Source organism: Nonomuraea ferruginea, assembly GCF_039540635.1.
GTDB classification, from domain to species: domain Bacteria; phylum Actinomycetota; class Actinomycetes; order Streptosporangiales; family Streptosporangiaceae; genus Nonomuraea; species Nonomuraea ferruginea.
On the sequence record NZ_BAABFD010000008.1, the window covers coordinates 211,036 to 224,149 of the forward strand.

Sequence of the window (13,114 nt, forward strand, 5' to 3'; positions counted from 1 at the left end):
CTAGGATAAAACGCAACGGTGCGTTGCGTTTGGGGAGGTTTCGTGGTGGAGAGGGTGCCGGCGACGGTGACGTGGGGGCTATTCGCGGCGTGGGTGGTGCACGACGCGGAGGAGCTGGCGACCATGGCCCGATGGTCACGCTCGGCCCGGCCGCGGCTGGAGCGGCTGTTCCCGCCGGTGCCGTGGGAGCGGCTGGAGGTCTCGCAGGCGCACGTCACCGTGGCGATCGGGCTGATGGGCGCGGTGATGGCGGCGGCGTCGGCCGAGGGCGCCCGCACCGGCGGGCGCAGCCCGCTGTTCCAGGCGGCGCTGGCGGGTTTCGGCGCGCACGGCGTCGTTCACCTGGCGCAGGCGGCGCTCACCCGCGGTTACACGCCGGGGGTGGTGACCTCGCCGCTGGTGGTGATCCCGTTCTCGGTGTGGGCGTGGCGGCGGCTCAAGGCCGCGGGCGTGCCGGTGGACGCCGGACCCCCGGCGTCGCTCGCCGCCTTCCCTGTGCTGGCCGCCGCCGTCCACGGTCTCGCCCACGCCCTCACCGGCCGCGGGCGGACCCGGATCAGGCGCCCTGGGCGGGCGTGAGGGGGGCCGCGTCCGCGTGGGCGCGGACGCGGGCCGCGAAGGCCCGCGCCATCGGGCGCCAGGTGGACTCCAGGGCGGGCGCCGCGGCCCGCACCTGGTCGTCGAGGTGTTCCAGGCCGGTTCCCGCGGTCCACGAGGCGAAGATGTCCGGCGTGGCCTCGGGGTGGAACTGGACCGCCCAGGCCTCGCCCAGCCGGTAGGCCTGGTTCGGGTAGCGGTCGCCGGTCATCAGCGGCACCGCGCCGTCGGGCAGCCGCGTCATGGCGTCCCGGTGATACTGGACGGCGACCGCGCGCCCGACGCCCGCCAGCAGCGGGTCGGCGGCCGCGGCGGGCAGCGCGACGACCTCGCACGCGCCGGCCTCCAGCCCGTCGCCGCCCCGCTCCACGGTGCCGCCGCAGGCCATGGTCAGCAGCTGGGCCCCGAGGCAGACGGCCAGCGTGGGCGTGCCGTCCTCGACGGCCCGGCGCAGCAGCGCGCGGGTGGCCGGCTGCCAGGGGCAGCGCTCGTCCTCCCACGCGGCGGCCTCGCCACCGAGCACGATCAGCCCGTCCGCCGCCCGCTCGGGGATCTCCTCCCCCAGGTACGGCCTGACGACGTCGCAGGGCAGCCCCAGCCAGCCGGCCAGGTAGCCGAGCGGAGCGTCGGCCTCGTTCTCGATCACCGTGATGCGCATAGCACCTAATGTAAAGCCCGCTTTGTCCCTAAACTCCCAGCATGAGGATCGAGGATGTCGACGGCCTGCGGATCGCCACCTACGGCGCCGGGCCGCGGGTGATCGTGGCGGTGCACGGGATCACCGCCTCGTCGAAGGCCTGGGAGGCGGTCGGGCGGCGGCTCCCGGACGGATGGTCGATGGTCGCCATGGACCTGCGCGGCCGCGGCCACAGCGCCGGCCTGCCCGGTCCGTACGGGCTGGACCGGCACGCCGAGGACGTGCTGCGGGTGGCGGACCACGTGGGCGCCGGGCCGGATGCGGTGCTGACCGGCCACTCGATGGGCGGGTACGTGGCGGCGCTGGCGGCGGCGCGGCGGGAGTTCGCGCGGGTGGTGCTGATCGACGGCGGCCTGCCGCTGCCGCTGCCGCCGGGCATGGACGCGGACGAGGCCATGGTCGCCACGCTCGGCCCGGCGCTGGCCCGGCTGCGCCAGACGTTCCCCTCGGCGGAGGCGTACCTGGAGTTCTTCCGGGCGCATCCCGCCTTCGACGGGTTCTGGAGCGCCGAGGTGGAGGAGTACGTGCGCTACGACCTGACCGGGCCGGAGGGCGCGCTGCGCTCGCGGGCGGTGCCGGAGGCCGTGGCCGAGGACGGGCACTGGCTGCTGCGCGAAGGGGCGAGGATCGGCGACGCGCTCCAGAACATCGAGGCGCCGCTGCACCTGCTGCGCGCTCCGCGCGGGCTGCTGAACCAGGACGTCGGCATGTTCCCGGACGACCTGACCGCTCCCTGGCTGGTCCGGCTGCCGGAGCTGAGGGACGAGGTGGTGCCGGACTGCAACCACTACACGATCCTGTTCGACGATCGGTGCGTGGCGACCATCGTCGAGCGGCTCACCTCCTGACATGGCGGACGGCCCCGCACAGGGGGCCGTCCGGCGCCGTGGGTCAGCGAGGAGCGATCCACGTGGCCTTCGCGGCGGCCACCAGCGTGCCGTCCACCTCGTAGATCGCGCTCTGGCCGAACATCTTGCGGCCCTCGCGGCCGGTCTCGCGGGCCACCACGGAGTAGACCCCGCCGGCGGTCACCTTGCGGTGGAACTGCACCGCGAGCCGTCCGAGCAGCGCCGACTCGCCCGGCCTGAAGTGGGCCCAGCCGGTGACGCAGTCGAGCGCGGCGCCCACGACCGCGGGCGGCACGCCGTCCTCGTCGGCCACCGTGAACGGCACCCGCCACCCGGCCGCGACCAGGTCGTCGCTGCCCTCGACCGGGCCGGGGAAGATGCGCAGGCCGTCACCCGGCTCGCGGAACCCGCACGCGAAGCACTCGGGGAAGGCGTGCGCGCGGCGACCGGCGAACCCGGCCTCGGCCCGCGCGGCCTCGGTGAAGGACACGAACGGCGGCGCCTGCACGTCCTCGGCCACCGGGATGGCCTCGACCAGCGGTTTCCCGCCGTCGTAGAGGGAGACGGAGTTGGCCAGATGCTCCAGCTTCAACTCGGTGCCGAGCGGTGTCGGGGCGCGCAGCGTGACCTCGACCGCCGATCGCCCGCCGTTCAGCACGCCCGCGAGGGTGCCGGCCAGCCAGCCGCCGTTGGCGGATCGCGCGGGCCCCCGGAAGCGGTCGGGAACGGTCAGTACGGTCTGCAGGGCAGCCGTCGTCATGCAACACCCTCCAATATCGCCATAAATCGGCGAAGTCCTGAAACGTCGTTTGAGATGGGCCGATACTACTGGACCTGCTGATCAGCCCATACTCGGGCCCACACCAGGTGATGTCCCGCGCATCGCGGAGCCCTGCCGCTGCCCGAGATCTCCAGGAGGGAACCTCCGGAATCAGTAAAAGATACGGTGCCGACGTTGCGAGCAGGTGACTTCCGGGTGGAAGTGATGTTGCTCACGTTCGCCGGTCCGGCTCCTCCTGGCCGTCCTCGGCGCCGGGGAAGGCGATCCTGGACGCGATCACGTACTCGATCCGGACGTTCCGGTACTCCTCGCCCTCGCGGACCCGCTCCGGCAACCGGTCCCGGCGGCTGCCGGAGCCGGACTCCTCCCCCGGTTCGCCGGCGAACCGCACCGACGTCTCGGGCACCTCCGCGAACCGCATGCGGTCCGCGCGCACCGTGGCGGTGAACACGATGTCGGCGTCCTCGATGAGCCGGCGGCTGGGACGGTCGTCGTTCATGACGGCTCCAGGGTCTAGCGGCGGACCCGTTTGGACAGTTCCAGAAGTTGCCGCGCGCCCACCCGCCCCACGGCCCTGCCGAGATCCCGCAGAGAGTCCCCCAGATGCGGCCCTTCCTCCCCGGTCCCGGACTCGGGCCGGGCTGAGGCGGACTCGGGCGTCGGTTTGGGCTCAGGTTCGGGTTCGGACTTGTCCTCGGGTTCGGGTTCCGGCTGGGACTCAGGTTCGGGTTCGGACTCGGGTTGGAGTTCCGGTTCCGGTTCCGGTTCGGGTTCGGGTTCGGGTTCGGGCTCTTCGAGTGTCGCGTCGCCGGGTGCGTACGGCTCCTCGTGTTCGCCGAGGAGTTCGGCGTCGCGGCCCAGGTCCGCGATCGGCCGCTCGACCTCCGGCAGCGCGTCGCCCACGTCCCGGACGGCGGTCGCGACGCTGTCGACGGCGCCGGTGACGATCTCGGGGTTGCGGTCGATCGTCCGCAGGACGTCACCGACGATCAACGCGACGTTGTCGAGCCGTACCTTGAGCATCGCCTGCGCGTCCACGCCGTCGATCTCCAGGTTCACCTTGCCGAGCACGACGTCCACGCCGACGTGCAGGTTGAGCAGGTCGAGCACGTCGGCCTGGAGGGAGACCCGCGCCCGCAGGTCCTCCACATCGAGGCTGATCTTGTCGACCTTGACCGTCGGCACGTCCAGCAGGACATCCGGGTCGGCGGAGCCGGAAGGCCTCCGCTCCGGTTCGGAGTAGAGCAGGTCCGGATGCTCGCCGGCGGCCTCCGGCACGTCATCGGTCATGTCCGCGCTCCTCCCCGCCCGTCGGGAACGGCTGATGCGCCGAGGAAGTGGCCCTTCCAGTGCACGGCCTACCCGAGAACGCGACAAAGCGCCCAAACTAGGACCCAAATGGGCGTATAGGCGTCAGAGGACGGGCAGGTAACGGCCGAGCTCGAACTCGGTGACCGTGCGCCGGTAGTCGCGCCACTCCGCCCGCTTGTTGCGCAGGAAGAAGTCGAACACGTGCTCGCCGAGCGTCTCGGCCACCAGCTCGCTGCGCTCCATGACGCTTATGGCCTCGTCGAGCGACTGCGGCAGCGGCTGGATGCCCAGGGCGCGCCGTTCGGCGCTGGTGAGGGTCCACACGTTGTCCTCGGCCGCCGGCGGCAGCTCGTAGCTCTCCTCGATGCCCTTGAGCCCCGCGGCCAGGACGAGCGCGAAGGCGAGGTACGGATTGCAGGCCGAGTCGAGCGACCGGAACTCGATGCGGGTCGAGCCGCCCTTGTGCGGCTTGTACATGGGCACCCGCACCAGGGCCGAGCGGTTGTTGTGGCCCCAGCAGATGTAGGAGGGGGCCTCGCCGCCCTGCCCGGCGATGGCCTCGGCGCCGCCCCACAGCCGCTTGTAGGAGTTGACCCACTGGTTGGTGATGGCGGTGATCTCGGCGGCGTGCCTGAGCAGGCCGGCGATGAACGAGCGGCCCACCTTGGACAGCTGGTAGTCGGCGCCGGGCTCGTGGAAGGCGTTGCGGTCGCCCTCGAACAGCGACATGTGGGTGTGCATGCCGGACCCGGGGTGCTCGGTGAACGGCTTGGGCATGAACGAGGCCCAGACGCCCTGCTCCAGCGCGACCTCCTTCATGACCAGGCGGAAGGTCATGATGTTGTCGGCCGTGGTGAGCGCGTCGGCGTAGCGCAGGTCGATCTCCTGCTGGCCGGGGGCGCCCTCGTGGTGGCTGTATTCCACCGAGATGCCCATCGACTCCAGCATCATGATCGCCTGACGGCGGAAGTCATGGCCGGAGCTGTGGGGGGTGTGGTCGAAGTAGCTGCCGGAGTCGATCGGCTCGGGCCGCAGGCTGTCGCCCGGCCGGTTCTTCAGCAGGAAGAACTCGATCTCCGGGTGGGTGTAGAAGGTGAACCCCATGTCGGCGCACTTGGCGAGCGTGCGCTTGAGCACCCAGCGCGGGTCGGCGTGGGACGGGGAGCCGTCGGGCATGAGGATGTCGCAGAAGATGCGCCCGGCACCGGGCGTCTCGCTGCGCCACGGCAGGATCTGGAACGTCGACGGGTCGGGCTTGGCGAGCATGTCGGACTCGTAGACCCGGGCGAACCCCTCGATGGCGGAGCCGTCGAAGCCGATGCCTTCGGCGAACGCGCCTTCCAGCTCGGCCGGCGCTATCGCGACGGACTTGAGGAAGCCCAGCACGTCGGTGAACCAGAGCCGGATGAACCGGATGTCGCGTTCCTCGAGCGTGCGGAGCACGAACTCCTGCTGGCGGTCCACGGCATCCCCTCGTGCAGATGGTACAGGTCACTTATCAGCATGCCGTGTCCGTGTTTCGCACAGGTTACGAGGGGTGCCGGTGCGAGCCTCACTGACAAAGGGCGTGCCCGGTCTTAATGTGATCACGCAGTCAGTCTCGGGGGAGGCATTGGTGGCTATCGACCTGCTCAATCACAAGCTCGATCGGGCCTTCGACCACATCGACGCGGCCGGCAGGGGCGTCGTGGACCGCGAGGACCTGCTGGGCCTGGGGGCCCGCATCCTGGTCGGTTTCGGGGAGTCCCCCACGTCCGTGACCGGCAGCGCCCTCGTCGACGGCTTCGACCGCGTCTGGGCGGAGCTGTCGGCCGCGCTCGGCCGCGACGAGGACGTCGACATGTCCCGCGAGGACTTCGCGCTCGCCATGACCGCCGCGTTCGTCAAGGGCGACAGGTACGCTCCGGTCTTCGGCCCGGCGGCCGCGGCGGTGGCCGGGCTGTGCGACCGCGGCGGCGACGGCTACGCGGGGCCGGAGGAGTTCCGCACGCTGCTGGCCGCCTTCGGCACCGGCCACGACGACGCCGACGCGGCGTTCGACCGGCTCGACACCACGGGCCGGGGCGTGCTGACGGTGGACGAGCTGGTGCGCGCCGCCCGCGACTTCTACACGGGCGAGGACCCCGAGGCGCCCGGCAACTGGCTCTTCGGGCCCCTGTGAACACCGCGGTGAGCACGACCGTGATGGCTTCCGTACGGTCCGCGCTCCGATCCGTCCTGCACTGGAAGCCCCTGCTGCCGCTGCCCCGCCGGGGCAGCAGGGCCGCGGCCGCGCTGCTGCCGCTGGTCGAGCGGGTGCCCGGGATGGCGGCGCCGTGCCGGATGCATCCCGCCGTGTACGCGATCGAGGCGGCCGTCATCGACTGGGCGCGCCGTACGGGCCTGCGCGCCGACCCGGGGGTCGGCTTCCACCGGATGGCGGGGCGGGCGTTCGCCGAGTTCGACGCGGCCGCGGCGGCGCTGTTCGCGCAGTGGCTGACGTGGCTGTTCCACCTGGACGACGAGCTGGACGAGGGGCCGTGCCCGCTGGAGGTGTTCCAGGGGATGCTGGAGGGCGCCGGCGGCCATCCGCTGGAGGCGGCCTTCGCCGACCTGTGGCGGGTGACGAGCGCGCGGATGAGCGACCAGTGGCGCCGCCGGTTCGCGGTCAACCTGCAGCGCCAGCACTACGCCTGCCGCACCGAGGCCGACAACAGGGCGGCGGGCCAGGCGCCGACGCTGGCCGACTACCCGATGCTGCGCAGGGGCACGGTCGGCCCCTACCTGTACGACCTGGTGGAGCCGTGCCTGCGGGTGGAGGTGCCGGCCTGGGTGCACCGGTCGGAGCCGTGGCAGGAGCTGGTGAACTCCTGCAGCGACATCACCGCCTGGTGCAACGACGTGGCCTCGCGGCCCAAGGAGCGCGGCGACGGCCACAACCTCGTCGTGATCGCGATGCGCGAGCTGGGCCTGGGCGAGCGGGAGGCGGTCGGCTGGGTGCTCGACCGGATCGCCGAGCGGTGCCGCGACATGAGCGGGGCCGCGCGTCGGCTGCCGCTGGACGATCTCGCGCCGGGCACCGCCAGGGACGTGAGCAAGGTGGCGTGCGCCTACCTCGCGGCGCCGCGGGCCCACCTCGACTGGCTGCTGGAGTCGTCCCGCTACGCGTGAGGGGCGGCGGCGAGCGCGTCGCCGGTGGCGGTGCGGCGGTAGACGACCTGCTTGCCGACCCGCATGCCGACGGTCAGGCCGCTGCCGCTGAGCACGGTCAGGTGCTGGCTGACCGCGCCGGGCGTCAGCGCCATGCGGCCGGCCAGCGCCGTGGTGGTGGCCGGCTCGGCCAGCGCGAGCAGGATGCGGGCGCGGCTGCGGCCGATGAGCGCGGCGAGCGCGCCGGGCGCGGGCGGCGGGCCCTGCTCCCACAGCGTGCCGACGCCGAGCACCGGATAGACGAGCATCGACTGGTACGGGGCGGACATGACGGCGACCGACGGCCAGTAGAACGCGCTCGGCACCAGCACCAGGCCGTCGCCGTGCAGCGCCGGGTCGTCGTTGCACCAGGGCCGGTCGACGAGGAGCCGGCCACCGGTCCAGGTGACGGCCGGGTCGAGCCCGTCGAACAGCTCGCGGGCGCCGCCCCTGGCGAGCTGCCGCGAGCGGCGCAGCACGTCGCGTTCGAGCAGCGCGTGGACGCGCGGCCAGAACTCGGCGAGACACGTCCGCCAGTACGCCTCAAGGGCGTCGGCGACCCGCTGGATCCCGCCCGCCGGGTCGGCGACGAACCGGCCGAGCGCGGCCGGATCGGCGGAGCGCACCTCCCGCGCCTCGTGCAGCGCCCGCTCCGGCGAGGTGCGCCGGACGCGCTCCAGCTCGGCGGCGAAGTCGGGCATGGGCGTGTCGGGCGGCGGCGTGAGGAAGTCGGCGAGATAGCCGCTCGGGGGCACGAGCGCGAGCAGCTCGGCCAGGTCGAGCCCGGCCAGGCGGGGCCGCACGCAGGTGAGCCACGGCAGATGCAGGGCCTGCCTGGCCGGGTCCTGGAGGGTGCGCAGGCTCGCGACCAGCTCCCACAGCGGGGAGAAGGCGAACCGGATCCGGGCCACGTCCTCAGGCTTCAGCTCCCACGTCACCGGCATGCTTTTAGTGTGCCCTAAATCGTTCGACCCGGCGATCCGAGGGCCGGAACCTGGCGGGGTGACGACCACCGCTCCCGAAAAACCGCCCTTCCTGCGCGCCGCGTTCGGCGGGCTGCCCCGCCCCTTCTGGGCCCTGTGGGGCGGCACCCTGGTGAACCGCCTGGGCGCCATGGTGCTGCCGTTCACCGGCGTGTTCCTCACCCAGGCACGCGGCCTGTCCGTGGCCGCCGCCGGTCTGGTCATGGCCGTCTTCGGGGCGGGGTCGCTGCTGTCGCAGCTGCTGGCCGGGACGCTGGCCGACCGGATCGGGCGCCGGGCCACGCTGGCCGGCGGCATGGTGGCCACCGCGGCGGCGCTGATGGCGCTCGGCTACAGCACGACGCTGCCCGCGATCCTGGCCTCGATGCTGGCGCTCGGCCTGGTCGTGGACGCCTACCGGCCGGCCTCGAACGCGCTGGTCGCCGACCTGGTCTCCCCGGAGCACCGGCCGCGGGCGTTCGGGCTGCTGTTCTGGGCGATCAACCTGGGCTACTCGGTCGGCATGACGGCGGGCGGGTGGCTGGCGCAGCAGGGCTTCCTCCTGCTGTTCTGGCTGAACGCGGCGAGCTGCCTGGTCTTCGCGGCGCTGGTGTGGCGGGCGGTGCCGGAGACCCGGCCCACGGGCGAGTCCGGGCCCGGCGGGTTCGGGATGGTGCTGCGCGACCGGCTGATGGTCGCGTTCACGCTGGTGACGCTCGGGAACGCGCTGATGTACGCGCAGACGTACACGATGCTGCCGGTGGCGATGACGAAGCTGGCCGGGCTGACGACCGCCCAGTTCGGCGCGGCGATGGCGCTGAACGGGGTGCTCATCGTGATCGTGCAGCCGCTCGTGTCCGGCTGGCTGGGCCGCAGGGACGCGCCCAGGACGCTGGCGGCGGGGCTGGCGGTGATGGGGGTGGGGTTCACGCTGACGGCCTTCGTCACCAGCACGGCCATGCTGGCGGTCACCATCGCCGTGTGGACCGCCGGCGAGATCGTCACCGCGGGCATCGCCGGGACCATCCTGGCCAGGCTCGCCCCGGCCCACCTGCGCGGCCGGTACGCGGGACTGTTCGGGTTCGCCTGGTCGGCGGCCGGGATGCTGACGCCGCTGATGGGCAGCGCCCTGCTGGAGGTGGGCGGGCAGCCGGCGCTCTGGTTCACGACGGGCGGGATCGGCCTCGTCTCCGCGGCTGGGATGCTCGCGATCGGCCCAGCGATCAGGCGCCGTTGAACGGATTTTGATTCATTGTTGGCCCAGGCCCGATAATTTCCTCCCTGCCAGAGGGCTGGGAGGACGGATTTCATGCGCCACGCAGGGGCGGCGCGCGGTGTGGCGATCGGGCTCGCCACGCTCGCGATCGCCTTGGAGCTCGCCAACGCCTGGGTGACCGCCCAGTTGCCGCCCGCCTCCTACACGCCGCTCCCGTTCGCGCCGGAGGACGTGGCCGGCACCGCGTTCCCGGTGTTCGGCGCCATCCTGGTGGTGCGCAGGCCGCAGCTGGCCATCGGGTGGCTGCTGTGCGCGGGCGGCGTGAGCGCCGCCGCCAACATCCTGTCCGCCAACCTCATCGCCCTGTACGGGGAGCCGGGGTGGGGCTGGATCGTGGTGCAGGCAACCTGGCAGGCCTGCCAGCTCTCGCTCGGCGTGCTGCTGCCCCTGCTCTACCCGGCGGGCCGGATGCCGTCGCCGCGCTGGCGGTGGGCGCTCCTGCCGGCGGTGGCGGGTCACCTGCTCGACTGGACCGCGATCGTGATCATGGAAAGGGAGCTCAGGGACGCCGCCCACGTGCTCGTCGCCGCGGGCATGGCGCTGGCCTTCGCCTCGCTGGCCGTGCGGTTCACCCGGGGCGACCCGGTCGAGCGGCGGCAGATCCTGTGGGTGCTCGTCACCCTGCCGGGGCTGCTGATCCCGTGGATGCTCGGCGGGCCGTTCTGGTGGCTGGCCACGCTCGGCATCCCGCTCATCCCGGCGGCGATCGCGGTGGCGGTGCTGTGCTACCGGCTGTTCGGCATCGACACGCTGATCAGCCGGGCCATGGTCGGCACCGGGCTCGCCCTGGTCATCACCGCCGTCTACCTGGCGGTGGGCGCCGCCTCCAGCCTGTTCCTGGCCGAGGTGGACCCGGTCACCGGGCTGGCGGCCGCGCTGTTCGCCGGGGTGTTCTTCCAGCCGATGCGGCACGCGCTGCAGCGCGGCGTGGACCGCCTGCTCTACGGCGGCATCGGCGTGCCCGCCGAGCTGGCCGAGCGGCTCAAGCACCGGCTGCAGCGCGTCGACCCGGGCCACGGGCTGCTGGCCGCGCTGGAGGTGCTGCGCGAAGGGCTGTCGGTGACCGGGGCGGCGGTCGAGGTGGACGGCGCGACCACGGTGACCGGCTCGCCCGAGCCCGTCGCCCGTACCGTCCCGCTGGTCTGGCACGGCGAGCCGGTCGGGCTGCTGCTCATCGGCCCGGCGGGCCGGCGCCGCTTCCCCGCCGCGCACGACGAGCGGGTGATCGCCACGCTCCTCCCGTACCTCGCCGACGCCGCGCACGCGGTGCGCATGACCGCGGCCGTGCGGCGGTCGCGCGAGCGGATCCTGACCGCGCGCGAGGAGGAGCGGCGGCGCCTGCGCCGCGACCTGCACGACGGGCTGGGCCAGTCGCTCACCGGGATGGCGATGGTGATCAACGCGGCCCGTGTCTCCCTGCGCCGCTCCCCCGAGCAGGCCGAACGACTGCTGGCCGACCTGCGCGCGGGCATGGACGCGATCAGCGGCGACATCAGGCAGCTCGTGTACGGGCTGCGCCCCCCGGCGATCGACGAGCTCGGCCTGGCCGGCGCGATCGGGGAGCTGGCCCGCACGCCCGAGGAGCCGGCGACCTCGGTGGAGACCGCCGGCGACCTTGACGGCCTGCCCGCGGCGGTGGAGGTGGCGGCGTACCGGATCGTCCAGGAGGCGCTCACGAACGCGCGCAAGCACGCCGCCGCCTCCCGCGTGACGGTCCGGCTGGAGCGCGACAACCGGGTGCTGCGCGTCACGGTGGCCGACGACGGGATCGGCCTGCCGCCGGACGCCCGCGCGGGCGTCGGGCTGGGGTCCATGCGCGAGCGCGCCGCCGAGCTGGGCGGCACCTGCGTGGTACGGGCCGCCGAAGACGGCGGAACCGTGGTGAGCGCGGATCTGCCCACGCCATGAGTTCCCATTTACCGGCACATCTGGATGGCCGTAGGCTTATGCCCACAATGTTGACTTTCACTGCGCTCGGACCGTTCCAGGCCTGGGCGGACGGCGTCCCCCTCGACCTCGGCGGTCAGCGACAGCGGGCGGTGCTCGCCCGGCTGATCGTGGCCGGGGGCCGGGCCGTTCCCGTGAACACGCTCATCGACGAGCTCTGGCCCGGCGATCCGCCCGCGCAGGCGCTCTCGACCATCCAGGGGTACGTCTCCCGGCTGCGCCGCGTGCTCGAACCGGGCCGGGCGCCCCGCGAGGAGGCGTCCGTCCTGGTGTCGGCCCCGCCGGGCTACGCGCTGCGGGCCCGTCCAGAGCAGGTGGACACCTGGCGGTTCGAGCGCCTGGCCAAGTCCGACGGGCCGCCCGGCGAGGTGTGGGCGGCCATGGACGGCGCGCTGGCGCTGTGGCGCGGGCCCGCGCTGGCCGAGTTCGCCGACCTGACGTGGGCGGCGACCGAGGCGGCCAGGCTGGAGGAGTTGCGGCTCGTCGCGATCGAGCGGCGGGGCGCGGCCGGGCTGGCGCTCGGGAGCCCGACGGCGCTGGTCGCGGACCTGGAGGCGCACGCCGCCGCGCATCCGCTGCGCGAGGAGGCCTGGCGCCTGCTGGCGCTGGCCCTCTACCGCACCGGCCGGCAGGGCGACGCGCTCGCCGCGCTGCGCCGCGCCCGCGCGGTCTGGCGGGACGAACTGGGCCTGGACCTCACGGCGGGGTTGCAGCGGCTGGAGCACGACATGCTCTCCCAGACCCTGCCGGACATCCCGCAGACCCCCGTGGCGGACCGGCCCGCCGCCGACGCGGAGCCCGCGGCCTCCCCCGGCGGCCCGCCCCTGCGGGTGCTCGTCGCCGACGACCAGGCGCTGGTACGCGCCGGGCTCAAGGTCGTGCTGGCCGCGGAGGCGGGGCTGGAGGCGGCCGGGGAGGCCGGGGACGGCGAGGAGGCCATCGCCGCCGCCCGCGCCCTGCGCCCCGACGTCGTGCTGCTCGACATCCAGATGCCGAACCTGGACGGCCTGGCCGCCGCCCGCCGCATCCTCACCGCCGCCGATCCGCCCAAAGTGATCATGATGACCACCTTCGGCAGCGACGAGAACCTCTACGCGGCGCTGCGCGCGGGCGTCAGCGGGTTCATGCTCAAGACCTCGCCGCCCGAGCAGCTCGTCGCCGCCATCCGGGCCGCCGCCGCGGGCGACGCCCTCATCGACCCGGCGGTCACCACCCGGCTCATCTCCGCCTTCGCCGGGCGCACCGACCCGGCCTCGCCGCCCGCGCTGGCCGGGCTCACCGACGCCCAGCTCGACGTGCTCAAGCTGGTGGCGCGCGGGCTCACGAACCGGCAGATCGGCCAGACGCTGGCCATGCCGGAGCCGGAGGTGCAGGGGACGGTGCGGACGCTGCTCGACAACCTGGGGTTGTTCGAGCGGGCGCAGCTCGTGGTCGCGGCCTACGAGTCCGGCCTGGTGACCCCGGGAAGCATCGCAGCGAAGTAGGCCGATTTATCGTCATTTTGAGGCTAAAAATAACCCCGTACTA

Annotated in this window: 13 protein-coding genes; 7 read left to right on the forward strand and 6 right to left on the reverse strand. The window is 73.3% G+C overall.

The features are described 5' to 3' along the window. Nucleotides 1-42 precede the first annotated feature (42 nt). On the forward strand, nucleotides 43-579 hold the full coding sequence (locus ABD999_RS17440; protein WP_271278507.1) for an HXXEE domain-containing protein: 537 nt from the start codon (nucleotides 43-45) through the stop codon (nucleotides 577-579). On the opposite strand, the gene ABD999_RS17445 is transcribed toward ABD999_RS17440, so the two are convergent. After that, nucleotides 557-1,255, reverse strand: coding sequence for a type 1 glutamine amidotransferase (locus ABD999_RS17445; RefSeq protein ID WP_148032858.1), 699 nt, complete (start codon nucleotides 1,253-1,255; stop codon nucleotides 557-559). The genes ABD999_RS17440 and ABD999_RS17445 overlap by 23 nt on opposite strands. 41 nt (nucleotides 1,256-1,296) lie before the next feature. Between ABD999_RS17445 and ABD999_RS17450 the strand changes: the two genes are divergently transcribed. Beyond that, nucleotides 1,297-2,142, forward strand: coding sequence for an alpha/beta fold hydrolase (locus tag ABD999_RS17450; RefSeq protein WP_271278769.1), 846 nt, complete (start codon nucleotides 1,297-1,299; stop codon nucleotides 2,140-2,142). 43 nt (nucleotides 2,143-2,185) lie between these two features. Here ABD999_RS17450 and ABD999_RS17455 read toward each other — a convergent pair whose 3' ends face one another. From ABD999_RS17455 to glnA, 4 genes are all read right to left on the reverse strand, one after another. After that, nucleotides 2,186-2,902: a PaaI family thioesterase gene (locus ABD999_RS17455; protein ID WP_271278768.1), complete on the reverse strand. Its 717-nt coding sequence runs from the start codon at nucleotides 2,900-2,902 to the stop codon at nucleotides 2,186-2,188. Nucleotides 2,903-3,134: 232 nt separating this feature from the next. Continuing rightward, nucleotides 3,135-3,422, reverse strand: coding sequence for a hypothetical protein (locus tag ABD999_RS17460; RefSeq protein ID WP_271278767.1), 288 nt, complete (start codon nucleotides 3,420-3,422; stop codon nucleotides 3,135-3,137). A gap of 14 nt (nucleotides 3,423-3,436) precedes the next feature. Beyond that, nucleotides 3,437-4,213 carry a hypothetical protein gene (locus ABD999_RS17465; RefSeq protein WP_271278766.1) on the reverse strand — a complete coding sequence of 259 codons (777 nt, stop codon included), beginning with the start codon at nucleotides 4,211-4,213 and terminating at the stop codon, nucleotides 3,437-3,439. Nucleotides 4,214-4,336: 123 nt separating this feature from the next. After that, entirely contained in the window at nucleotides 4,337-5,698 is a 1,362-nt protein-coding gene (gene glnA / locus ABD999_RS17470; RefSeq protein WP_271278765.1) for a type I glutamate--ammonia ligase, read from the reverse strand. Nucleotides 5,699-5,849: 151 nt separating this feature from the next. On the opposite strand from glnA, the gene ABD999_RS17475 reads away from it, so the two are divergent. Together ABD999_RS17475 and ABD999_RS17480 are read left to right on the forward strand one after the other, a co-directional pair. Beyond that, the gene (locus tag ABD999_RS17475) at nucleotides 5,850-6,395 is read left to right on the forward strand and encodes an EF-hand domain-containing protein (RefSeq protein WP_271278764.1); all 546 of its coding nucleotides are present in this window, start codon (nucleotides 5,850-5,852) and stop codon (nucleotides 6,393-6,395) included. An 8-nt stretch (nucleotides 6,396-6,403) separates the two neighbouring features. Further along, entirely contained in the window at nucleotides 6,404-7,384 is a 981-nt protein-coding gene (locus ABD999_RS17480) for a terpene synthase family protein (protein WP_261808693.1), read from the forward strand. On the opposite strand, the gene ABD999_RS17485 is transcribed toward ABD999_RS17480, so the two are convergent. Next, on the reverse strand, nucleotides 7,375-8,346 hold the full coding sequence (locus ABD999_RS17485; RefSeq protein ID WP_271278763.1) for a DUF5937 family protein: 972 nt from the start codon (nucleotides 8,344-8,346) through the stop codon (nucleotides 7,375-7,377). The two genes, ABD999_RS17480 and ABD999_RS17485, sit on opposite strands and share 10 nt — an antisense overlap. Before the next feature lie 58 nt (nucleotides 8,347-8,404). Here ABD999_RS17485 and ABD999_RS17490 point away from each other — a divergent pair, with 58 nt between their 5' ends. The 3 genes from ABD999_RS17490 (at nucleotide 8,405) to ABD999_RS17500 (ending at nucleotide 13,071) form a co-directional block, all read left to right on the forward strand. Then, on the forward strand, nucleotides 8,405-9,601 hold the full coding sequence (locus ABD999_RS17490) for an MDR family MFS transporter (protein ID WP_261808694.1): 1,197 nt from the start codon (nucleotides 8,405-8,407) through the stop codon (nucleotides 9,599-9,601). Between the two features lie 72 nt (nucleotides 9,602-9,673). Then, on the forward strand, nucleotides 9,674-11,548 hold the full coding sequence (locus ABD999_RS17495) for a sensor histidine kinase (RefSeq protein WP_271278762.1): 1,875 nt from the start codon (nucleotides 9,674-9,676) through the stop codon (nucleotides 11,546-11,548). 47 nt (nucleotides 11,549-11,595) lie between these two features. Further along, on the forward strand, nucleotides 11,596-13,071 hold the full coding sequence (locus ABD999_RS17500) for a BTAD domain-containing putative transcriptional regulator (RefSeq protein WP_148032867.1): 1,476 nt from the start codon (nucleotides 11,596-11,598) through the stop codon (nucleotides 13,069-13,071). The last annotated feature ends 43 nt before the right edge of the window (nucleotides 13,072-13,114 follow it).

Bases quoted from the DNA above. Each gene is read 5' to 3' on its own strand.
- ABD999_RS17445 (WP_148032858.1), bottom strand. From the start codon at position 1,255: ATGCGCATCACGGTGATCGAGAACGAGGCCGACGCTCCGCTCGGCTAC.
- ABD999_RS17455 (WP_271278768.1), bottom strand. From the start codon at position 2,902: ATGACGACGGCTGCCCTGCAGACCGTACTGACCGTTCCCGACCGCTTC.
- ABD999_RS17450 (WP_271278769.1), top strand. From the start codon at position 1,297: ATGAGGATCGAGGATGTCGACGGCCTGCGGATCGCCACCTACGGCGCC.
- ABD999_RS17465 (WP_271278766.1), bottom strand. From the start codon at position 4,213: ATGACCGATGACGTGCCGGAGGCCGCCGGCGAGCATCCGGACCTGCTC.
- ABD999_RS17495 (WP_271278762.1), top strand. From the start codon at position 9,674: ATGCGCCACGCAGGGGCGGCGCGCGGTGTGGCGATCGGGCTCGCCACG.
- ABD999_RS17485 (WP_271278763.1), bottom strand. From the start codon at position 8,346: ATGCCGGTGACGTGGGAGCTGAAGCCTGAGGACGTGGCCCGGATCCGG.
- ABD999_RS17500 (WP_148032867.1), top strand. From the start codon at position 11,596: ATGTTGACTTTCACTGCGCTCGGACCGTTCCAGGCCTGGGCGGACGGC.
- ABD999_RS17460 (WP_271278767.1), bottom strand. From the start codon at position 3,422: ATGAACGACGACCGTCCCAGCCGCCGGCTCATCGAGGACGCCGACATC.